This window comes from Janthinobacterium sp. MP5059B, from assembly GCF_001758645.1.
In the GTDB taxonomy this organism is placed as follows: Bacteria; Pseudomonadota; Gammaproteobacteria; order Burkholderiales; family Burkholderiaceae_D; genus Janthinobacterium; species Janthinobacterium lividum.
This window is the reverse complement of record NZ_LRHX01000012.1, coordinates 72,566-94,579: the sequence shown is the minus strand read 5'-3', so window position 1 is coordinate 94,579 and position 22,014 is coordinate 72,566. Positions and strand designations below refer to the sequence as shown.

The 22,014-nt window shown below is 66.1% G+C and carries 17 protein-coding genes; 13 read left to right on the top strand and 4 right to left on the bottom strand.

The genetic code is table 11. The annotated features are described in order from the left end of the window. Positions 1-28: 28 nt before the first annotated feature. Both JAB1_RS15450 and JAB1_RS15445 read left to right on the top strand, forming a co-directional pair. Positions 29-1,135, top strand: a complete 1,107-nt coding sequence (locus tag JAB1_RS15450; protein ID WP_070280622.1) for an efflux RND transporter periplasmic adaptor subunit — start codon at positions 29-31, stop codon at positions 1,133-1,135. Further along, on the top strand, positions 1,132-4,194 hold the full coding sequence (locus tag JAB1_RS15445) for an efflux RND transporter permease subunit (protein ID WP_070280621.1): 3,063 nt from the start codon (positions 1,132-1,134) through the stop codon (positions 4,192-4,194). The genes JAB1_RS15450 and JAB1_RS15445 overlap by 4 nt, the downstream gene beginning before the upstream one ends. Positions 4,195-4,402: 208 nt before the next feature. On the opposite strand, the gene JAB1_RS15440 is transcribed toward JAB1_RS15445, so the two are convergent. Beyond that, entirely contained in the window at positions 4,403-5,440 is a 1,038-nt protein-coding gene (locus JAB1_RS15440) for an AraC family transcriptional regulator (protein ID WP_070280619.1), read from the bottom strand. Positions 5,441-5,651: 211 nt separating this feature from the next. Between JAB1_RS15440 and JAB1_RS15435 the strand changes: the two genes are divergently transcribed. Further along, positions 5,652-7,658, top strand: a complete 2,007-nt coding sequence (locus JAB1_RS15435; RefSeq protein WP_254672116.1) for a glycoside hydrolase family 3 N-terminal domain-containing protein — start codon at positions 5,652-5,654, stop codon at positions 7,656-7,658. A gap of 14 nt (positions 7,659-7,672) precedes the next feature. Here JAB1_RS15435 and JAB1_RS15430 read toward each other — a convergent pair whose 3' ends face one another. Together JAB1_RS15430 and JAB1_RS15425 are read right to left on the bottom strand one after the other, a co-directional pair. Then, on the bottom strand, positions 7,673-8,791 hold the full coding sequence (locus JAB1_RS15430) for a Gfo/Idh/MocA family oxidoreductase (protein ID WP_070280615.1): 1,119 nt from the start codon (positions 8,789-8,791) through the stop codon (positions 7,673-7,675). A gap of 33 nt (positions 8,792-8,824) precedes the next feature. Next, positions 8,825-10,018 carry a phytanoyl-CoA dioxygenase family protein gene (locus JAB1_RS15425; protein WP_070280613.1) on the bottom strand — a complete coding sequence of 398 codons (1,194 nt, stop codon included), beginning with the start codon at positions 10,016-10,018 and terminating at the stop codon, positions 8,825-8,827. Positions 10,019-10,123: 105 nt separating this feature from the next. Between JAB1_RS15425 and JAB1_RS15420 the strand changes: the two genes are divergently transcribed. The 9 genes from JAB1_RS15420 (at position 10,124) to JAB1_RS15380 (ending at position 20,256) form a co-directional block, all read left to right on the top strand. Further along, complete coding sequence (locus JAB1_RS15420) at positions 10,124-11,167, top strand: LacI family DNA-binding transcriptional regulator (RefSeq protein WP_070280611.1); 1,044 nt, start codon at positions 10,124-10,126, stop codon at positions 11,165-11,167. Positions 11,168-11,233: 66 nt separating this feature from the next. Further along, positions 11,234-13,042 (top strand): DUF885 domain-containing protein, encoded by a 1,809-nt coding sequence (locus tag JAB1_RS15415; protein WP_070280610.1) that lies wholly within the window; start codon positions 11,234-11,236, stop codon positions 13,040-13,042. Positions 13,043-13,150: 108 nt separating this feature from the next. After that, positions 13,151-13,642 carry a homoprotocatechuate degradation operon regulator HpaR gene (gene hpaR, locus JAB1_RS15410; protein ID WP_240317709.1) on the top strand — a complete coding sequence of 164 codons (492 nt, stop codon included), beginning with the start codon at positions 13,151-13,153 and terminating at the stop codon, positions 13,640-13,642. Between the two features lie 314 nt (positions 13,643-13,956). Then, on the top strand, positions 13,957-15,123 hold the full coding sequence (locus JAB1_RS15405; RefSeq protein WP_343215992.1) for a porin: 1,167 nt from the start codon (positions 13,957-13,959) through the stop codon (positions 15,121-15,123). A gap of 28 nt (positions 15,124-15,151) precedes the next feature. Then, entirely contained in the window at positions 15,152-15,676 is a 525-nt protein-coding gene (locus tag JAB1_RS15400; protein WP_254672115.1) for a sorbitol dehydrogenase family protein, read from the top strand. Positions 15,677-15,685: 9 nt separating this feature from the next. Next, the gene (locus tag JAB1_RS15395; RefSeq protein ID WP_070280605.1) at positions 15,686-17,296 is read left to right on the top strand and encodes a GMC family oxidoreductase; all 1,611 of its coding nucleotides are present in this window, start codon (positions 15,686-15,688) and stop codon (positions 17,294-17,296) included. Continuing rightward, a complete protein-coding gene (locus JAB1_RS15390) occupies positions 17,293-18,693 on the top strand; it encodes a cytochrome c (protein ID WP_070280603.1) in 1,401 nt (466 codons plus the stop codon). Before JAB1_RS15395 ends, JAB1_RS15390 begins: the two co-directional genes overlap by 4 nt. A gap of 113 nt (positions 18,694-18,806) precedes the next feature. Further along, the gene (locus tag JAB1_RS15385) at positions 18,807-19,259 is read left to right on the top strand and encodes an Rrf2 family transcriptional regulator (RefSeq protein WP_034786412.1); all 453 of its coding nucleotides are present in this window, start codon (positions 18,807-18,809) and stop codon (positions 19,257-19,259) included. Continuing rightward, positions 19,246-20,256 (top strand): NAD(P)/FAD-dependent oxidoreductase, encoded by a 1,011-nt coding sequence (locus JAB1_RS15380; protein ID WP_083299770.1) that lies wholly within the window; start codon positions 19,246-19,248, stop codon positions 20,254-20,256. The genes JAB1_RS15385 and JAB1_RS15380 overlap by 14 nt, the downstream gene beginning before the upstream one ends. On the opposite strand, the gene JAB1_RS15375 is transcribed toward JAB1_RS15380, so the two are convergent. Further along, on the bottom strand, positions 20,184-20,951 hold the full coding sequence (locus tag JAB1_RS15375) for an SDR family oxidoreductase (protein WP_070280600.1): 768 nt from the start codon (positions 20,949-20,951) through the stop codon (positions 20,184-20,186). The two genes, JAB1_RS15380 and JAB1_RS15375, sit on opposite strands and share 73 nt — an antisense overlap. 123 nt (positions 20,952-21,074) lie before the next feature. On the opposite strand from JAB1_RS15375, the gene JAB1_RS15370 reads away from it, so the two are divergent. Next, positions 21,075-21,998 carry a LysR family transcriptional regulator gene (locus JAB1_RS15370; protein ID WP_070280598.1) on the top strand — a complete coding sequence of 308 codons (924 nt, stop codon included), beginning with the start codon at positions 21,075-21,077 and terminating at the stop codon, positions 21,996-21,998. Positions 21,999-22,014: the final 16 nt, after the last annotated feature.

Below are 22,014 nucleotides of genomic sequence, written 5' to 3'. Positions count from 1 at the left end.
ACCCTGATCACTCGTTCATGGGATTCTTATGCGCTGGCGCCGCCTCGCTTCATCTGTAGTCATCTCCACCTTGCCCCTGGCTTTGAGCGCCTGTGCCGACAAGGCGCAGGCCGATCCGCGCACCGCCACGCCGCTGGTGCGCGCCGTCGCGGTGCAGGGCGCCGAACCGGGCGCGCGCAGCTTTACGGGCGTGGTCGCGCCGCGCGTGCAGAGCGATCTCGGTTTTCGCGTTTCCGGCAAGGTGCGCGAACGGCTGGTCGACGCCGGCCAGTCCGTGCGCCGCGGCCAGCCGTTGATGCGCCTCGACGCCGACGACTTGCAGCTGCTGGCGCAGGCGCGGCAGGAGTCCGTCACGGCCGACCGCGCCCGCGCGCGCCAGGCGGCGGACGAAGAAGCGCGCTATCGCGACTTGCGCGGTACCGGCGCCATTTCGGCATCAAATTACGACCAGGTGAGGGCGGCGGCTGACGCGGCCGGCGCCCAGCTCAAGGCGTCCGAAGCCCAGGCCGGGGTGGCGCGCAATGCGCTGCATTACGCGGTGCTGCTGGCCGACGCCGACGGCGTCGTGATGGATACCCTGGCCGAACCGGGGCAGGTGGTGGCGGCCGGGCAGGTGGTGGTGCGCCTGGCCCATGACGGCCGGCGCGAAGCGGCGATCCAGCTGCCGGAAACCGTGCGCCCCGCGCTAGGCTCCACCGGCCAGGCTACCTTGTTCGGCCGGCCGGGCGCCAGCGTGCCGGCCACCTTGCGCCAGCTGTCGCAGACGGCGGACCGGCAAACGCGGACCTTCGAGGCGCGCTATGTGCTCGATGTGGCGCTGTCAAGCGCGCCGCTGGGCGCCACCGTCACCTTGCGCCTGCCCGGTGCGCAAACGGCCGGCGGCACCGTGCAAGTGCCGCTGGCGGCCCTGTACGATGGGGGCAAGGGGCAGGGCGTGTGGGTCATCGCCGGTGCACCGGCCCAAGTCACCTGGCGGCCCGTGAAGGTGCAGGGGCTGCACGATGACGGCGCCGACGTCAGTGGCCTGAAGGCGGGCGAGCGCATCGTCGCGCTGGGCGCCCATCTGCTGCATCAGGGCGAACGGGTCAGGGTCGAGCAGGCGCCAATGGCCGCTGGCGCCGGAGCGCGTCCATGAGCGCGGCGGGCTTCAACCTGTCGTCGCTGGCCGTGCGCGAGCGTTCCGTCACCCTGTTCCTGATTTGCCTCATTTCGCTGGCCGGCCTGCTGTCGTTCTTCAAGCTGGGTCGCGCGGAAGACCCGGCCTTCACGGTCAAGGTGATGACCATCGTCACGGCCTGGCCAGGCGCCAGCGCCCGCGAAATGCAGGACCAGGTGGCCGACAAGATCGAAAAGCGCCTGCAGGAGCTGCGCTGGTATGACCGGGCCGAGACCTACACCACGCCAGGCCTGGCCTTCACGACACTGACCCTGCTTGACGGCACGCCGCCGGAGCAGGTGCAGGCCGAGTTTTACCAGGCGCGCAAGAAGGCCGGCGACGAGGCTTCCAATTTGCCGGCCGGCGTGATCGGTCCCATGATCAATGACGAATACGCCGACGTCACCTTTGCGCTGTATGCACTGAAAGCCAAAGGCGAGCCGCAGCGCCTGCTGGTGCGCGAGGCGGAAACCTTGCGCCAGCGGCTGCTGCATGTGCCTGGCGTCAAAAAGGTCAATATCATCGGCGAACAGGCTGAACGCATCTACGTGGAGTTTTCTCAGGAGCGCCTGGCCACCCTGGGCGTGCGGGCGCAAGACGTGTTCGCCGCGCTGAACGGCCAGAATGCATTGAGCCCGGCCGGCTCGGTGGAAACGCGCGGGCCGCAGGTATTCATCCGCCTCGAGGGCGCGCTCGAGGCGCTGCAAAAGATCCGCGATACGCCCGTGGTGGCGCAGGGGCGCACCTTGACCCTGTCCGATATCGCCACCGTGCGCCGTGGCCAGGAAGATCCGGCCAGCTTCATGGTGCGCAATGGCGGCGAGCCGGCGCTGCTGCTGGGCGTGGTCATGCGCGACGGCTGGAACGGGCTGGACCTGGGCAAGGCGCTGGAAGGGGAAGTGACGGCCATCGGCGCCGCCATGCCGCTGGGCATGAGCCTGGCCAAGGTCACCGACCAGGCCGTCAATATCGGTGCGGCGGTCGACGAATTCATGCTCAAGTTCCTCGCCGCGCTGCTGGTGGTGATGCTGGTGTGCTTTATCAGCATGGGCTGGCGGGTCGGCATCGTGGTGGCCGCCGCCGTGCCGCTGACCCTGGCGGTGGTATTCATCGTGATGGCGGCGACCGGCAAGAACTTTGACCGCATCACCCTCGGTTCCCTGATCCTGGGCCTCGGCCTGCTGGTGGACGACGCCATCATCGCCATCGAAATGATGGTCGTGAAAATGGAAGAGGGCTACAGCCGCATCGCCGCCTCCGCGTACGCCTGGAGCCACACGGCTGCGCCCATGCTGGCGGGCACCCTGGTCACGGCCGTGGGCTTCATGCCCAACGGCTTTGCCCGCTCCAGCGCCGGTGAATACACCAGCAATATGTTCTGGATCGTCGGCATCGCCCTGATCGCCTCGTGGGTGGTGGCGGTGGTGTTCACTCCCTACCTGGGCGTGAAGCTGCTGCCCGAGCTCAAACAGGTCGCAGGCGGCCACGAAGGCCTGTATGACACGCCGCGCTACCAACGCTTTCGCCGGCTGCTGGGACGCGTGATCGCCCGGAAATGGCTGGTGTTCGGCACAGTGATCGGGCTGTTCGTGCTGGCCGTGCTGGGCATGGCCATCGTCAAGAAGCAGTTTTTTCCGATCTCGGACCGTCCTGAAGTACTGATCGAAGTACAACTGCCGTACGGCAGCGCGATCGGGCAGACCAGCGGCGCGGCGGCCAGGGTCGAAGCGTGGCTGGCGGGCCAGCCCGAGGCGAAGATCGTCACGGCCTATGTCGGCCAGGGCGCGCCGCGCTTTTACCTGGCGATGGGCCCGGAATTGCCCGACCCGTCGTTTGCCAAGATCGTCGTGCGCACCGACAGCCAGCAGGCGCGCGACGCCCTGAAGCAGCGCCTGCGCGTGGCCGTGGCCGCCGGGCTGGCGCCCGAGGCCAGGGTACGCGTCACGCAACTGGTGTTCGGCCCGTATTCGCCGTTCCCCGTCGCCTACCGGGTCAGCGGCCCTGATCCCGCGGTGTTGCGCGGCATTGCCGGCGAGGTGCAGCGCGTGATGCAGGCCAGTCCCATGATGCGTACCGTCAATACCGACTGGGGCACGCGCACGCCGACCCTGTATTTCAGCCTGCAGCAGGAGCGCTTGCAGGCGATGGGCCTGACGTCCGGCGCCGTGGCGCAGCAACTGCAGTTCTTGCTCAGCGGCATGCCGGTCACCGCCGTGCGCGAAGATATCCGCACGGTGCAGGTGGTGGCGCGCGCGGCCGGCGACGTGCGGCTGGATCCGGCGCGCATCTCCGACCTGACCCTGGCCGGCGCGAATGGCGAACGCATCGCGCTGTCGCAGGTGGGGACAGTGGAGGTGCGCTCGGAAGAACCCGTGATGCGCCGGCGCGACCGCCAGCCGACCATCACCGTGCGCGGCGACATCGCCGACGGCCTGCAGCCGCCGGACGTTTCGGGCGCCATTTCGACCCGTCTGCAAGCCGTCATCGACAAGCTGCCAGCCGGCTACCGTATCCAGCAGGCCGGGTCCATCGAGGAATCGGCCAAGGCAATGCAAGCCATGCTGCCGCTGTTTCCCATCATGCTGGCGCTGACCCTGCTGATGATTATCCTGCAGGTGCGTTCGATCTCGGCGATGGTCATGGTGCTCCTCACCAGTCCCCTGGGCCTGATCGGCGTGGTGCCCACCTTGCTGCTGTTCCAGCAGCCGTTCGGCATCAATGCGCTGGTCGGCCTGATCGCGCTGTCGGGCATTTTGATGCGCAATACCCTGATCCTGATCGGCCAGATCCACCAGAACGAGGCGGCCGGCCTGGCGCCGTTCGATGCCGTGGTTGAAGCGACCGTGCAGCGCGCGCGTCCCGTGATCCTCACGGCACTGGCGGCCATCCTGGCGTTTATCCCGCTGACCCATTCGGTTTTCTGGGGCACCTTGGCCTACACCCTGCTCGGCGGTACGTTTGCCGGAACGGTGTTGACCCTGGTGTTTCTGCCCGCCATGTATGCGATCTGGTTCCGGATACGGCCGGGTAGAGATTGAGAACAGCGGGCTGGAGACGCGGGCCTGAGAAAATGCCGATGGCGGCGTTGCAGCTTCCTTGCCGTACGTGCGTACTGTCTGCGTCGCTGCGCCTTGCCCTCGACATTTTTCAGGCCCGCTTGGCCCGGGGAGCCTGTCTCCCTGACTTGGGCCGTTTCGTGGTTTGCAGGTTTGCTTGTTTCTTGTTGCTTGCCACTTGTCTCTTTCTCTAGGCGCCGGCGGCATCCTGCCGGTAGCGCGCCGGCGGCAGTTCGAACTGGTTCTTGAAGAAGCGGGTGAACGCACTTTGCGAGGAAAAGCCCAGGCGCTCGCCGATTTCCACCACGCTCAGGCTCGTTTCGCGCAGCAGCCGGCGCGATTCGCGGCTCTTGGCGCGCAGTTCCAGCGCGCGGAACGACGTCTGCTCCTGCTGCAGCTGGCGCTGCAAGGTCCAGCGGTTCATCGCCAGGCCGTCGCACAGGGCCGGCAGCAGCGAGGCGCCGTCGGCATCTCCTGCACCTTGCCGGCCCAGCAAATCGATGATGGCTTGCTCCACGCGGGCCGAAAACAGCTGCGCGCCTTGCAGCTGCTGCAATTGCCCCTGCGCGTGCCGCAGCGCGTGCGGCGCCAGCATGGCGTTGAACTGGGCGAAAGGCCGGTCCAGCGCCGGCGCGTCAAACGTCAGCGTGTTGCGTGCCTGGCCGAAGGTGGCGGTGGCGCCGAAGCACTCGGAAATGGCCGGCGCGAACCACGGCGCCTTGCCCTGGAAGCCGGCATGGAAGGCGGTGGGCGCGCCATCGTCGTAGGCGCGCGCCACCAGCGACAGCATGCGGAAATTGGCCAGCGCCTGCATGGCGCCGCCTGCCGGGCAGAACTCGGACAGGTATTCGATCTCGATGCGCGTGCCATTCTCGCTCATCAGCATGAAGTCGAACTCGCCGATCAGGCCCCGCAAGTGCAGCAGCTCGTGCAGGGCGCTGCGCAGGGTGGGGCGGTTGAAGCAGACGTGGGCGATGCCGGAGTAATGCGCGAACCAGTGCGTCACGTCGAGGTCGAGAAGGGCCCGGTGCTGCGGCAGTTGCTGGGCGTAGGCCGTCATGCGGCGGTGCCGCTCGGCGTTGATGCGCCCGCCAGGTTCCGTGAGCTGCGCCGGCGTGATGCCCGTTTGCTGAAAAAAGTCGGCGGGATCGTGTCCATCGGCCTGCATGGCGCGCGCGCATTGCTGCGCGATCCGGTTCGAAACCGTGCGCGTATCGGGTTTGTGCAAGGGTGTCTCCTGCTTGTTGTAGTAATTTTTCACAAATATTAGCACTTTGTAGGAGATTGTTGGTTGTCGTGCCGTCTAACCAAAAATTGTTCTCGCGGGTATAAAACGCGTGCTGCGCGGTCAAGAAACTCACGCATTCTCACGCTATATTGTTTTCGGCCGGCCTTGCTGCCGCGCCTTGATACCTACAAAAACAGTCTTGGAGATAATGATGAATTGCACTTTGAAACCGATGGCCCGCATGGTCGCCGGCTGCGTCGCCACGCTTGCCCTGGCCGCCTGCGGCAACGACACCGTCAGCGAGGAATACAAGCAGCCCGTGTTCGGCGCCACCACCTATGCCCAGCTCAAGGTCGACGGCTATGCCTTCAAGGACATGAACCGCAACGGCAAGATCGACCCGTACGAAGACTGGCGCCTGTCGGCCGAGGCGCGCGCCGACGACCTGCTGTCGCGCATGAGCCTTGATGAAAAAGCGGGCCTGATGATGCACGGCACCGCGCCCACCGTGGCCGACCCCACCGGCATCGGCCAGGGCGGCGCGTACGACTTGACGGCCCTGCAGGACCTGATCGTCAAGCAGTACGTCAACACCTTCATCACGCGCATGGCGGGCGACGCGGCCAACATGGCGACCCAGTACAACAAGGTGCAAGCCCTGAGCGAAACGTCGCGCCACGGCATTCCCGTCTCCATCAGCACGGATCCGCGCCACCATTTCCAGTACACGGTGGGCGCCAGCGCCGGCACCAAGGGGTTCTCGCAGTGGCCGGAAACCCTGGGCCTGGCCGCCATCGGCGACGATGCGCTGGTGCGCCGTTTCGGCGATATCGCGCGCCAGGAATACCTGGCCGTCGGCATCACGCAGGCGCTGTCGCCGCAGGCCGACCTGGCCACCGAGCCGCGCTGGTCCCGCATCAACGGCACCTTTGGCGAAGACGCGGACCTGGCCAAGCGCATGGTGCAGCACTACATCGAGGGCTTCCAGGATGGGAACACGGGCTTGCACGATGGCAGCGTGGTGGCCGTCGTCAAGCACTGGGTCGGCTACGGCGCCACGAAAGAGGGCTTCGACGGCCACAATTACTATGGCCGCTACATGACCTACCCGGGCAACAACTTCGCCTACCACGTGAAACCGTTCGAGGGCGCCTTCACGGCCAAGGCGGCCTCCGTCATGCCGACCTACGCTCTGCCTGATGGGAACATCACCATCGACGGCATCACCCTGGAACAGGTGGCGGCCGGTTTCAGCAAGACCATGCTGACGGATCTGCTGCGCGGCAAATACGGTTTTGAAGGCGTGATCCTGTCCGACTGGGGCATCACGTCCGACTGCGACGCCAATTGCCGCAACGGCACGGCGCCTGGCGTGGCGCCGTCCTTCATCGGCTTCGGCACGCCGTGGGGCATGGAGGACGCCACCAAGGCCGAGCGCTATGTCAAGGCCGTGACGGCGGGGATGGACCAGTTTGGCGGCGTGACGGAAGCGCCGTACCTGACGCAAGCCGTGCAGCGGGGCCAGTTGACGGAAGCGCGCATCAACGCCTCGGCGCGCCGCATCCTGGTGCAGAAATTCAAACAGGGCCTGTTCGAGCATCCGTTCGTCGATGCGGCTGCGGCGGCCACCACCGTGGGCAAGGCGGACTTCATCGAGGCGGGCCTGGATGCCCAGCGCCGCTCGCTGGTCCTGCTGGAAAACAAGGACAAGGTCTTGCCGCTGGCGGACAGCGTCAAGAAGGTCTACCTGTACGGCATCGATGCGGCCGTGGCGAAGCAGTATGGCTACACGGTGGTCGCCACGCCCCAGGAAGCGGACGTGGCCCTGCTGCGCGTGGCCGCGCCATTCGAGATACTGCACCCGAACTACATCTTCGGCAGCATGCAGCACGAGGGGCGCCTGAACTACGCCGATGGCGACGCCGACTACGAGGCGATCAAGAACGCGGCGAAGTACGCGCCGAAGACGGTGGTCACCGTGTATCTGGACCGCCCGGCCATCCTCGGCAACGTGCAGGACAAGGCCAGCGCCATCCTCGCCAACTTTGGCGTGAGCGACGGCGCGCTGTTCGACGTCCTGACGGGCAAGGCCAAGCCGCAAGGCAAGCTGCCGTTCGAACTGCCATCGTCGATGGCCGAAGTGCAGGTGCAGAAATCGGACGTGCCGTATGACACGGCCCATCCGCTGTACAGGTTCGGTTACGGCCTGGCGTACTGATAACGCTCCTGCTGTCAGCGCAGCGTGATCCAGCTGCGCTCCTGCACGGAGCGCAGCGCCGCGTCGATCAGCCGGTCCACCTCGTAGCCGTCACGGAAGGTGGGCCAGACCGGCTGGCCGCTGGCGATCGCCTGCAGAAAATCGCGCGCTTCAATGACGATCTGCTCGTTGTAACCGGTGCCGTGCCCGGCGCCCTGGCTGAATGCCCGGTAGTCGGGGTGGGCCGGTCCCATCAGCAGGCGCTGGAAACCCTGGCGCTGCGCGGGGCGGCTGGCGTCGTACAGCCATAGTTCATTCTGGTTTTCCTGGTCGAAGGCGATCGCGCCTTTCGTCCCCGTGATGCGGTAGGTGTAACCCATCTTGCGCCCGGCCGCCACGCGGCTGAAGGTCAGGGCGCCCAGCGCGCCGCTGGCAAAGCGCAGCATCACATTCCCCTGGTCGTCATTTTCCACCGCCTCCATGCCATCCGGCCCTTGCCGCTGCGCGTGCACGGTGTTCATGTCCGCCACCAGCGAGTCGACGGGGCCGCCCAGGCGCAGGGCCAGGTTGAGCAGGTGCGAGCCCACGTCGGCCAGCGCGCCGGCCCTGGTCGCCGTAGCTTCGCGCGTGCGCCACGAGGCGGGGGCGCGTGGATCATGCAGGTAGTCTTCCACGTGTTCGGCGGCGACGTGGATGATCTCGCCGATTTCGCCCGACTCGATGATCTGCCGCGCCAGCTGGCTGGCCGGCGTGCGGATGTAGTTATAGCCCACCATGTTGGCCACGCCCGCTGCTTCCGCCGCCTGCGCCAGTAACAGGGATTCGGCGGCCGTCATGCCCAGCGGCTTTTCGCAAAATACGGGTTTGCCCAGGGCCAGGGCCGCCAGCACGATCTCCTTGTGCGTGGCCGGCGGCGTGGCGACGACGATGGCGCCGATGGCGGGATCGGCCACCAGCGCGCGCCAGTCCCCAGTGGAACGCTGCCAGCCCAGTTCCTGTGCGCTGCGGGCGGCGCCTGCTTCGCTGCTGGTGCTGATGCAGGCGCACACGGGGTTCAGCGACGTGTGAAAAATGCTGCGCACGGCTTTATAGGCGATGGTGTGGGCCTTGCCCATGTAGCCGGCGCCGATCAGGCCGATGTTGAGGTCTTGCATATGAGCTTGCTCCGGAGGTGACGGGGGATGGGATCAGGCTTGCTGGCGCCAGGCATGGCTGTCCAGGGCATCGAGGAAGCGGGCAGCGGGCCAGTGTTGTGCCAGCGCTTCGTGCATGAGCTGCTGCTGCGTGGGCGGCGCCATGCCGCCGATGGGCTGGTCGCGGTCAAGGTTGCTGGGGAAGGCATAGCCCTCGGCGCAGGCGGCGATCGCGTGGCCTATGCCAAGGTCATTCAAGTCGCCCTGCGCGCGCAGCGCCTGCAGCGCCGGGTATAGCGCTGCGCTCATGGCGCGGCGGTCCAGCGCTTCCATGGCGCGCCCGAATGGCGACGATACCTGCAGCAGGTTGGCCATGCGCCGGATATCGGACGAGCGGTTGTGGCCTGCCGCATGGAACAGGGCCGGGTTGAAGAAGACGGCGTCGCCTTGGGACAGCGGCAGCTGCACGCAATGTCGCGCAAAATAGTCGCGGAAAGGCTGCTGCTGCCAGGCGAGAAAGCCGGCCGGGTAGCGCTGCGAATAGGGCAGGTACAGGGTGGGCCCCGATTCGAGCGGCATGTCGCAGTGGGCGACGGCGCCCTGCAAGGTCAAGAGGGCCGACATCTGGTGCACGGGCGCGGGATAGGCGGCGCAGCTGGCCCCGCTCTGGAAGCCCAGGTGGTAGTCGCGGTGCGGCGCCTGGGCCGCTCCGCCGGGATTGACGACGTTCACTTGCGCCGTCACCTGGTAGGCGGGCCCCAGCCAGGCCTCGGCTATCCAGGCGAAGACGGGATTGGCGTAGTAGCGCGCGAACGCCTCGGGCGCGCGCAGACACAGTTTTTGCTGGGCGTTCCAGATGCGGTCATTCGCGCCCGGTTTGGCGAAGTGGTCGCCGCCCGCCTGGCCGCTGGCATGCTGTTCGGCGATCAGCGCGCGAAACACGCCGCTGACCTGTTCCAGAGTCGCCGTGTCGTCCACGGCGCGTTGGAGCACGATGACGCCGGGACCATCCATCAGCGCCTTGCCCCATTCTGCCTGCAGCGCGCGCAGCGACGCCGCACTGGCGGCCAGCGCACGTACGGCGTCGCAGTCGTAGACGAGGATATTCGCATCGACCGAAGCGGCGTGGGGATAGTCGGCCAGGGCCGTGCGTTGGCTGACGGTACGGATGAAATCATCGAGCCGGCAGTCTTGCTGCGACAGCCAGAAGGGGTTGGGCGGCGCTGAGCCGGCGTTTGTGGTGGGCATGCGGTGTCTCCTGATGTTGTATGTTGTAGTATCAGTATAGGGATGAAAATCCGCATTTTTCATCAAGAAATCAATCAAAAAACCATCAATTAGATCGGACATGGCATGACGCATCCGTTTCCCGTCAAGGTTGTGGCACTGCAGGCCGGCGTCAGCGTGGCCACGGTCGACCGCGTGATCAAACAGCGCGGCGGCGTGCACGCCAATACCGTGCGCCGCGTGATGCAGGCGCTCGATGAGCTGGCGCGGCAAAGCACGCAGGTGGGGCTGGCCGGCAGAAAATTCATGCTCGACGTGCTGATGGTGGCGCCGCAGCGCTTTACGCACGCCGTGCGCGTGGCGCTGGAAACGGAACTGCCGTCCTTGCATCCGGCCGTGCTGCGCTCCCGCTTTCACCTGCATGAAACGCTGGACGTGGATAGCATCGTCGACCTGCTGGAACGCATCCGCAAGAACGGCAGCCACGGCGTGCTGCTGAAAGCGCCGGACTTGCCGCCAGTGGCCGAGGCGGTGAGCCGGCTGGCGGCGGCCGGCATTCCCGTGGTGACCCTGGTGACGGACTTGCCAGCTTCCGCGCGCCGCAGCTATGTGGGCATGGATAACCGCGCGGCGGGCGAAACTGCCGCCTGCCTGATCGGCCAGTGGCTGGGCGCGGGTAAGCGGCAGCAGCAAGTGCTGGTGACCCTGAGCAGCAACCGCTTTCATGGCGAGGAAGAGCGCGAGATCGGCTTTCGCCGCGCGCTGCGCGAACGGCACCGCCATTTGAGCATCGTCGAAGTGAGCGAAGGCCATGGCATCGATGGCGCCACGGGCGCGCTGGTGCGGCAAGCCCTGGCAGATCATCCGGATATCGCCGCCGTGTATTCCATCGGCGGCGGCAATGCCGCCATCGTGCAGGCATTCGCGCAGGCGGACCGGCCTTGCCAGGTCTTCATCGGTCATGACCTGGACGCGGACAACGTGGCGTTGCTCAAGTCGGGCGCCATTCAGGCCGTGCTGCACCATGACCTGGGCCAGGACATGCGCCGCGCCTGCCAGGAAATCCTGCGGGCGCAAGGCGCGCTGCCGGCATTGGCGCAGGCGCCGCCATTGTCCGCGATCCAGATCGTCACGCCGTGGAACCTGCCCGCGCTGAACGGCCTGAATTGACAGGCATGCGAGGCTGGCCGATACTCGCCGCTTCGCTCATCGCTCACCTCAGGAAGGAATCCCCCGATGTCCGTCACTCCGCAATTGTCCAAGACCGTGCTGGTAGCCGCACTTTCCGTCTCGTTTGCCATGCCCGCCATGGCCGCCGCCCCTGCAACTGCCAGCGCTTCATCGGCCTGGGTGGAAGCGAGCAACCGCAACGCGGCCATCGTGCTGGCGGCCCAGGCGCAGTTCTCGCCCGAAGACGCCTCCGACACGGGCCTGGCCCAGTACGACGGCCTGGCCGCCGACCTGGGGCCGAACATCACCGAGCGCCATGTGGCGGCCATGCAGAAGGCGCGCGCGCAATTGCAGCAAAAGCTGGAACTGGAACGCGACGAGCGCATCCGCCAGGATCTGGAAATCTTGATCGGCGCTGTCGACCAGGAAATCACGGACATCCAGCTGGAAGCCAAGTACACCTTGCCGTGGGTCGATGTGCCGCAAATGGTCTTTGGCAGCATGCAAAGCCTGCTGCAGGAACAGCGCCCGGCCGCGCGCCGCGCCAAGGCGCTCGAACGCCTGCAGCGCTATGTGGGCCAGTTCCCGGGCAGCACGCCGATCACGCAGCAGGCCAAGGCGCGCTTCACGGAGCAAATCGGCCAGCCTGGCCTGGCGGGCCCCGTGCGGCTGCAGGTGGAGCAGTCGCTGGAAAACGTGCCGACGTATATCGCAGGCATCCGCAAGCTGTTCGCCGACATGAAAATCACTGGCGCCGGGCCTGCGCTGGCGGCCATGGAGCTGCAGTTGAACGAATACGCGGCGTGGGAAAAGCAAGTGGTGCTGCCCCTGTCGCGCACGGATTTCCGCATGGCGCCCGAGCTGTACGCATTCCGCCTGAAGCAGGTGGGCATCGATATCGAACCGCGCGCGCTGGTCGAACGGGCGCAGGTGGCTTACCTGGAAACGCGCGCCGCCATGCAGGCGCTGGCGCCCGTGGTGGCGGCCAAGCTGGCCTTGAAGGACGTCGACGGCAGTGATTACCGCCAGGTGCTGCGCGCGCTGAAGGCCGATTCCATCCCCAACGAGCAGCTCGAGGCGCACTACAAGGGCGTCAATACGCAGCTGGAGCAGCGCATCGCCCGGCAGCGCGTGGTCGATATTCCTGCGCGCGCCATGACCATGCGCCTGGCATCCGCGGCCGAATCGGCGGCCCAGCCGGCGCCGCATATGCGTCCGCCTCCGCTGATCGGCAATATGGGCGAGCACGGCCAGTTCGTCCTCCCCGTCAGCAATCCGGCTGCCAGCGGCAAGGGCGAAGCCTATGACGATTTCAATTTCGCCGGCGCCGCCTGGACCCTGAGCGCGCACGAAGGCCGCCCTGGCCACGAGCTGCAGTTCAGCGCCATGGTGGAGCGGGGCGTGTCGCAGGCGCGCAGCCTGTACGCGTTCAACAGCGTCAACGTGGAAGGCTGGGCGCTGTACGCGGAGGCGGAGATGATTCCCTACGAGCCGGCCGAAGGCCAGTTCATCGCGCTGCAGTTCCGCATGCTGCGCGCGGCGCGCGCCATGCTCGACCCGATGCTGAACCTGGGGCAAGTCACGCGCGAAGAGGCGGGCCGTATCCTGACGGAAGAAGTGATGCTGTCGAAACCGATGGCGCGCCAGGAGCTGGACCGCTACACCTTCAATGCGCCGGGCCAGGCGGGCAGCTATTTCTATGGCTACACGCGCATCCTGCAGCTGCGCGCGGAAACGGAGCTGGCGTTGGGAGACAGATTCGACCGCCTGGCATTCAATAATTTCCTGCTGGGGCAGGGCTTGCTGCCGCCGGACTTGCTGGCCAAGGCCGTGCGCGAACACTTCATCCCGGAGCAGAGAAAAGCCAGGGGCTGACGCGATGGCAGGGGATGGCACGCCGCATGCCAGCGGCAAACGGCGTGCGCCATCCGGAGCGGCATGGAGGGGGAATTTTGCCGCTATTGTCCGCGGGCGAGTCGTATAATGACGCTCATTGTGCTGGCCACCCAGGAGTTCCACTTGCAGCTACCGATCCGTTATCCGAACATGCCGCAACTGCTGCTGAAGGCCCGCGACAGCCTGCTGCAGCATTTCCGCCCCATCCTCAATCACTTCGGCGTGACGGAGCAGCAGTGGCGCATCATGCGCGCGCTGAATGAAAGTCCGACCCTGGAACCGCGCGAGCTGTGCGAGATCTGCCAGATTTCCAGTCCCAGCATGAGCGGCATCCTGGCGCGGATGGAAGAAATCGGCCTGATCGGGCGCAGCAAGTTCGAAGGCGACCAGCGCCGCCGCAAGGTGCACCTGTCGGAAGCGGGCGCCAGTTTGCTGATGCAGATGGGTAAACTCATCGACCTGCAATATGCCCACCTGGAAGCGGCCTATGGCAAGCAGGTGTTCGAAGACATGCGCCGCACCCTGGAAGCCTTCATTGCCCTCGAAACCCTGCCGGTGGCGCCCGCCATCCTGCGCTGACCTTCCCGGTTTCCCCGTTTTTTTGCCCGCCTGACTATCCACCGGGCGCGTGTTTTCCGACACGCGCCGCCGCTGCTTTCCCCATATCTGTTCCCCGCATTTCCGCACGTTGCGGGGCATGCGGCCGTGCTCCTGCCGATTTTGCTATAAGACTATGCCTTACAGTCAATCACTTACATGTTAGTAAATAAGCGTATAATTTGCCGCACTTGATCCAAATCAAGAAGAACAGCGGACGCCCGTATCGATGGATGGGGCGGCAACGGGCGCCACGCCCGTATTTCGCCAGATAAAACAGGAAAGTCAGGAAAAAAATGAACACTACATGCATGCGCGCTGCGGCGCTGGCCGTCTCCACGCTCATCGGCGCAAACGTTTGCGCCCAAAGCAATGTCACCATTTATGGCGTGGTCGATGCGGCCACCGCATACGCGAGCAACCAGGGCGGCAATTCGAATACCTACATGCGCAGCGGCAGCTTGTCTGCCAGCAAAATCGGTTTCCAGGGCGTGGAAGACCTGGGCGGCGACCTGAAGGCGCTGTTCCTGCTGGAAAACGGCTTTGAAAGCGACACGGGCGCGCAAAGTTCCGCCAGCTCCCTGTTCAACCGCCAGGCTTACGTGGGCTTGCAATCGGCAGCCTACGGCACCGTGACGGCCGGCCGCCAGTACACGCCGTACTACCTGCTGGTGGGTTCCCTGGCGTCGAGCAATGTCTTGACGGGCGCGACCGGCGCCCACCCGGGCGATATCGACGGCCTCGATACGACCGTGCGCATCAGCAATTCCGTCACCTACAGCATGCCCGCATGGCGCGGCCTGCAGGCCAGCGCGCAATACGGCTTTGGCGAGGCGGCCGACGGCAATGCCGCGGGCAGCAGCTTCAGCGCCGCCGTCAAGTACAGCGCGTCGCCAGCCGAATTCGCGCTCGGCTACCTGAAACTGAAAAATGGACAGAATGGCGCCGGCTGGAGCGACAACGCATCGGGCAGCTTCGGCATCTCCGCCATCAACCAGGGCTACGCCTCGGCGGAAAGCATAGCGTTCATCGCCGCCAGCGCGCGCTACACCATGGGCAAGTGGATGGTGGGCGCCAATGCCAGCAACGTGCAGTACCAGGCGGGCAGCCGCTCGGCCTTCCGCGACACGGCCATCTTCAACACGGCCGGCCTGATCTCCAGCTACCAGCTGACGCCGCAGTGGTTCCTGTCCGCCGGCTACAGCGACACCTTCGCCAGCCACGCCAACGGCGTGTCGGACCGCGCGCGCTACCGCCAGCTGTCGTTCGAACAGAATTACGCGCTGTCCAAGCGCACCGCGATCTACCTGATCGAAGCGCGCCAGCTGGCGCGCGGCCAGACCCTGGGCCAGGACGGCGGCATCGTCAACGCCGTCGCCTCGGTCGGCGATTCGCAAAACGGCACGCCATCGTCAAACGGCGGCCAGACGGTGGTGATGGTCGGTCTCAAGCATTCTTTCTGAACGGTTGCTGAACTCACGGGAGCTTCAATTGGACGCTACACACAATAAGGAGGGCCGCGGCCCTCTGAATCCCGGCCGCCGCATGGTGCTGGCCAGTTTGCTGTCGGCTTCGGCCGCAGCGCTGATCCCCTGGGCGCTGGCCGAACCGGTCGCCAGTGCGGAGCAGGGCGCATTCCTGGGCGTGTCGGCCATGCTGGTCGGGCGCCAGGTGCTCGACCCCGTGCTGGCCAGGCGCCTGTATGACGCGCTGGTGGCGCAGGACGCGGCCTTCCCCGTGAAGGTGCGCGCGCTGCTGGCCCTGATCAATGCGCAGGGTCTGCAGGCGGCCGGCCTGCAGGAAGCGCTCGACGGACTCGACCCGGCCCAGTCGCCGCTGGCGGCCTTGCCGCGCCAGATCGCCAGCGCCTGGTACCTGGGCATCGTCGGCACGGGCGAGGCGGCCGTCTGCGTCGCCTACGAGCAGGCATTGAACGCGGCCGTCGTGGCAGACGTGCTGAAGCCTCCCACGTACTCCTACGGCGCCTACGGCAGCTGGGCCAGAAAACCAATTTAAGGAGCCATCATGGCTGAAGAACTCTCCGCCGATTACCTCGTGATCGGCTCCGGCATCATCGGTTCGCTGGCCGCGCGCAAGCTGGCGCTGGCCGGCGCCTCGGTGCTGATCCTGGAAGCGGGCCCACGCGTGTCGCGCGGCGAAATCGTCGCCCGCTTCCGCAACACGACGCGCCGCAGCGACTGGATGTCGCCGTATCCATCGGTGGCCACAGCGCCGCACCCGATCTACCAGCCGAAGGATAACGGCTACCTGGTGCAGGCCGGCCCGTATCCGTACCCGGCCGAATACATCCGCCAGTTCGGCGGCACCTCGTGGCACTGGGCCGCGCAGGCGTGGCGCAATGTGCCGAACGACTTCCGCATCCATACCCTGTACGGCGTGGGCGTCGACTGGCCCATCAGCTACGCAGACCTGGAACCGTTCTACCAGGAAGCGGAAGACATCATGGGCGTTTCCGGTGCGGACAATACGGGTTCGCCTCGCAGGCAGGCCTTCCCGATGGACCCCGTGACGGAGCCGTACGCCATGCGCCGCATCCGCGAACGCCTCGACCCCACGTTCAAGGTGGTCGGCAACACGGTGGCGCGCAACAGCGTCAGCTACGATGGCCGTCCGGCCTGCTGCGGCAACAACAGCTGCCAGCCGATCTGCCCCATCGACGCGCAATACCACGGCGGCATCGCCGCGCAGCAGGCCGAAGACGCGGGCGTGAAGATCGTCTGCAATGCCAACGTCTACAAGCTGGAGCACGACGCGCAGGGCCGCATCACGGCCGCCCTGTACTACGACGTCGACAAGAACAGCCACCGCGTCACGGCCAAGACCTTTATTTTGGCGGCCAACGGCATCGAAAGCCCCCGTTTGCTGCTCGTTTCCGCCTCGGACAAATACCCGAACGGCCTGGCCAACAGCAGCGACATGGTGGGCCGCAATCTGATGGACCACCCGAGCACCTCGATCACCTTCGACGCCGATGAAGACCTGTGGCTGGGCCGGGGCCCGCAAAGCCCCAATTCCATCAACACCATGCGCGACGGTGACTTCCGCAGCCAGCATTCGCCGTACCGCCTGGATTTCACGAACATCTCGCGCGTCGACGGGGCCACCAAGGAACTGATCGGCAAGGGCGTGTTTGGCGAGGAATTCGAGCAGCAGCTGCGTTTCCGCTCGGCGCGTGAAATGAGCCTGAAAAACGTGCTGGAAGTGCTGCCGAACCCGGAAAACCGCATCGCCCTGAGCAGCGAAAAGGATGCCATGGGCATTCCCAAGCCGCAGGCGCACTATGCGATCGACGAGTACACCAAGCGTGGCCACGAGCGCTCGAAGCAGGATTTCGAGCAGATCGCCAAACTGATGGGCGGCACCAACCTGCGTCACAGCAAGGAAGGCGTGTTCGCCAACAACCAGCACATCTGCGGCACCCTGTCGATGGGTTCCGATCCCGCCAAGGCCGTGTGCGACCAGTGGGGCCGCACCTTCGATCACGCCAACCTGTTCCTGTGCAGCACCGGCGTGCTGCCCACGTCCGGCACCTGCAATTCGACGGAAAACGGCCTGGCTGTGGCACTGCGCACCGTCAAGCACATCCTCGACGAACAACAGGGAGGCACAGCATGATGGCGGCCTTCAGACTGGCGGCCGGTGCCGCCTTGCTGTCCCTCGCGGCCATGCCGGTGCTGGCGGCGCAAGCCCCTGGCGCGGACGTGCAGGCGATCGAACGTGGCCGCTACCTGGCCACGGCCGGCGACTGCATTGCCTGCCACAGCGTACCCGGCGGCAAGCCGATGGCGGGCGGCCTGGCGCTGGCGACGCCGCTGGGCGCCATCGTTGCCACCAATATCACGCCGTCGACAACGCATGGCATCGGCAACTACACGCTGGCGCAGTTCTCCGCCGCCGTGCGCCATGGCGTGCGGGCAGATGGCGCGCGCCTGTACCCGGCCATGCCCTACACGGCCTACGCCAAGGTGACGGATGACGATACGGCCGCCCTGTACGCCTACTTCATGCATGGCGTGGCGGCGGTGGACACGGCGCCGGCGCAAAAGACGGACTTGCCATTCCCGTTCAATATCCGCCTGTCGATGGCGGGCTGGAATCTGTTCTTCCTCGACAAGAAACCGTTTGTGGCAGATACATCGAAAAGCATGGAGTGGAACCGCGGCGCCTACCTGGCGCAGGGGCTGGCCCACTGCAGCACCTGCCACACGCCGCGCAATGCGCTGATGGCGGAACAGCTGTCGAAGGAACTGGGCGGCGCTGATCTGGGCACCTGGCATGCGCCGAATATCACGTCGGACATCAACAGCGGTGTCGGCGGCTGGAGCCAGCAGGAACTGGCCGGCTACCTGCGCACGGGCCGCGCGGCCAACAAGGCGCAGGCGGCCGGACCGATGGCCGAAGCCATCGACCATAGCCTGAAGCATCTGAGCGACGCGGACTTGAACGCCATCGCGCATTACATCAAGAGCGTACCTGCCATCCGCGACAAGGCGGACGTGAAACCGGTGACGCAATGGGGCCAGGCGGGCGACGAGCTGAACGCCATCCGTGGCGTGCCGCTGCCGCAAAACCTGAACCAGATGTCGGGTGCGCAGCTGTACGATGCGCAGTGCGCCAGCTGCCACCAGGCCAGGGGCGAGGGCAGTTTCGACGGCAGCTTGCCGCCGCTGTTCCATAACTCGGTGACGGGCCGCAGCAACAGCAACAACCTGGTGATGGCGATACTCGATGGCGTGGAGCGGCAGGATGGCAGGGGTGCCCATGCGGGTCATTTGATGCCTGCCTTCCGCCAGACCCTGTCGGACGAACAGATCGTCACCCTCGGCAATTACGTGCAGAAGATGTACGGCAATCCCGCCATCAAGGTGACGGCGGAACAGGTGACGACCTTGCGCAATGGCGGCGCGCCGTCAAACCTGATCGGCCTGGCCCGCGCGGGCATCATCGTCGGCGTGCTGGTGCTGCTGGCCTTGCTGGTATGGTGGCAGGGACGGCGGCGCAAGCCGGTGTAAGCTTGAATTGATCGCATAAGCTGGGGCCAGGCCGCAAGGTCTGGCCCTTTTTTTATGCCGCAAAAATTGCAACTAAATTGCATCTGCGAAGATTATGTACTATCATTAGTTACATGAGACGCGACAGCAAACTATCATCGATCCTCCACGTGCTGCTGCACATGGCCCATGCGGGACGCCCGATGACGTCCGAGGAACTCTCCGGCTACCTGGACACCAACCCCGTGCTGGTACGGCGCGTGATGGCAGGCTTGCGCGAGCGCGGCTACGTGGCGTCGGGCAAGGGCCATGGCGGCGGCTGGCGCATCGTTTGCGACCTGCACCGCGTGACCCTGCAAGACATCTACGTGGCCGTGGGTTCGCCCACCATCTTCGCCATGGGAAACCGCGTCGACCAGCCGGGCTGCCTGGTCGAGCAAGTGGTCAACCAGTCGCTGGCCGGCGCCTTCGACGAAGCCGAGGCGCTGCTGATCCAGCGCTTTGGCGCCGTCACCCTGGCCGACCTGGCCGACCGTTTCAGCCAACAATACGCCAACCACAGAGGAGCACCGCATGCACATTCCTGAACTCCAAGGCGCGGGCAGCGGCACGCCTGCCGTCCCGTTCGACGCCATCATCGTCGGCGGCAGCTACGCGGGCCTGTCCGCGGCCACGCAACTGGCGCGCGCCCGCCGCCGCGTGCTGGTGATCGACGGCGGCCAGCGCCGCAACCGATACGCCAGCCATTCCCACGGTTTCCTGACCCAGGACGGCAGCGGGACGGCCGCCATCGCGGCCGAAGGCAAGGCGCAGCTGCTGGCGTATGCCACCGTCACCTGGCTGGACGGCACGGCCACGCAGGCAGCCGCCAGCAGCGATGGCGATGGCTTCGGCGTGACCCTGGCGGACGGCAGTGTCGTTCACGGCCGCCGCCTGGTGCTGGCCACCGGCGTGATCGATGAACTGCCGCCCGTCGATGGACTGGCCGAACGCTGGGGCGGCAGCGTTTTTCACTGCCCGTATTGCCACGGCTATGAACTGGAGCAGGGCGCCATCGGCGTGCTGGCCACCGGCCCCCTGTCCATGCACCATGCCCTGATGCTGCCCGACTGGGGCACGGTCACTTTTTTCCTGAATGGCGCATTCGAGCCCGATGCGGCGCAGCTGGCGCAACTGGCCGCGCGCGGCGTGACGGTGGTGCGCGCGCCCGTGGCGCGGATCGACGGCGTGGCCGACGTGGTCATGGCGGACGGCAACCGCCACGTCATGGCCGGCCTGTTCGTGGCGACCCGCACCCGCCTGGCCACTTCCCTGGCCGGCGAATTGGGCTGCTTGCTGGAAGACGGTGCCATGGGACCGTTCGTGCGCACCGACGAGCAAAAGGCCAGCAGCGTGCCCGGCGTCTTTTGCTGCGGCGATGCGGGCCGCATGGCTGGCAGCGTGGCGTTCGCGGTGGCCGATGGCGCCATGGCAGGCGTGGCAGCACACCGCTCGCTGATGTTCGGACTGGATCAGGCGGCAAAACCGCCATCGATCTTCAGCCCGGCACCCGTGACGAACGCCGCTTCCGGGCTGGCCAGGTAAGCCACCATGCCGGCGATTTCATCGGCCGTGCCGTGGCGGGGCAGGGCCATCAGGCCGTGCATCAGGTCGGCGAAGTCGCCGGTGGGCGGATTCATGTCCGTGGCGACGGGGCCCGGTTCCACATTGTTGATGGTGATGCCGCGCGGGCCCAGGTCGCGCGACAGGCCTTGCGTCAGGCCGCTCAGCGCCGATTTGCTCATGGCGTAGGCAGCCGCGCCGCCGAACGGCATGCGGTGCGCATTCGTGCTGCCGATATTGATGATGCGCCCGCCCGTCTGCATGTGCGCCACGGCTGCCTTGATGGCGACGAAGACGGCGCGCACGTTGACGTTCAAGGTCTTGTCGAAGTCTTCCAGCGAAAAATCATCGATGGCGCCAGGCAGGAACACGCCCGCATTGTTGACGAGGATGTCGATGCCGCCAAACTGCGCCGCCACCTTGTCGATGGCCGCCGTCAGGGCGCTGGCGTCGGCCGCATCGGCTTGCACGCCCAGGGCCTTGCCGCCTGCGGCCTCCACCTTGCCGGCCAGCGCCTGCGCTTCGGCGGCGGAGCTTTGATAGGTGAAGACGACGTTGGCGCCCTGGCTGGCCAGGCGGCGCACGATGGCGGCGCCGATGCCGCGCGAGCCGCCCGTCACAAACGCGATCTTGTCTTGCAGTGGCAAAGAGGTGCTGGTGGTGGTTTGGGTTTGCATGATGTGCTTTCTAAGTGAGGAGTCGAGGAGTTCAGTATCTGCCTTTCATTCCTGCCGCGCTAGCCATGAATCGCTACAATTACTTTCAACCATTACTATCAGATGAGCGGGTAGAATAGGCGCATGGACGCTCTCAATCACTTGCAATCCTTCGTGCTGTCTGCCGAGCTGGGCAGTTTTTCGGCCGCCGCGCGCCGCCTGGGGCTGACGCCGGCCGCCGTCAGCAAGAACGTGGCGCGCCTGGAAGCGAGCCTGGGATTGCGGCTGTTCCAGCGCAGCACGCGCCGCCTGACCCTGACGGAAGGGGGCGAGCGCTTCCTGCAGCAGATAGGCGGCGCCCTGTCCACCTTGCGCGAGGCGATCGCCGGCGTGGCGGAAGAGGGCGGCCAGCCGGCGGGCATACTGAAAATCAGCATGGCGCCGTCGTTCGGACGCAGCTACGTGGTGCCCCTGCTGGGCGACTTCATTGCGCGCTACCCTGGCGTCATCCCCGACTGCCATTTCGACAACCGGCAAGTGGACTTGATCGGCGAAGGTTTCGATGTCGCCATCGGTGGCGGCATCGAACTGACGCCCGGCGTGGTGGCGCGCGAACTGGGCCACGCCCACATCGTCGCCACGGCGTCGCCGGCCTTCATGCAGGGCAAGGCCATGCCTGTGCACCCGTCCGACCTGGCCCACTTCGACGGCGTGGCGCGCCGCTCGGCCGGCAGCGGCAGATTGCGCAGCTGGATACTGCGCGACGGCTCGGGTGGCGAAGGCGTGGCCGAATGCCGGCCGCGCGCCATCTTCGACGATCCGGAAGCGATGGCGCAGGCGGCCATCCTCGGCGTCGGCGTGGCGCTGCTGCCCATGCCGCACGCGCTGGCCTATCTGCGCAGCGGCGCCCTGGTGCGGCTGCTGCCTGGCTGGCATGCCGATTCCGGCCCCCTGTCCGTGTACTATCCCAGCAAGAAGCTCTTGCCCGCGAAGACGCGCGTGTTCGTCGATTTCCTGCTGGAGCAGTTCCGCCAGCGCGATTTCGCCGCGCAGATACGGCCCGATTAAACGATGAACAATTCCC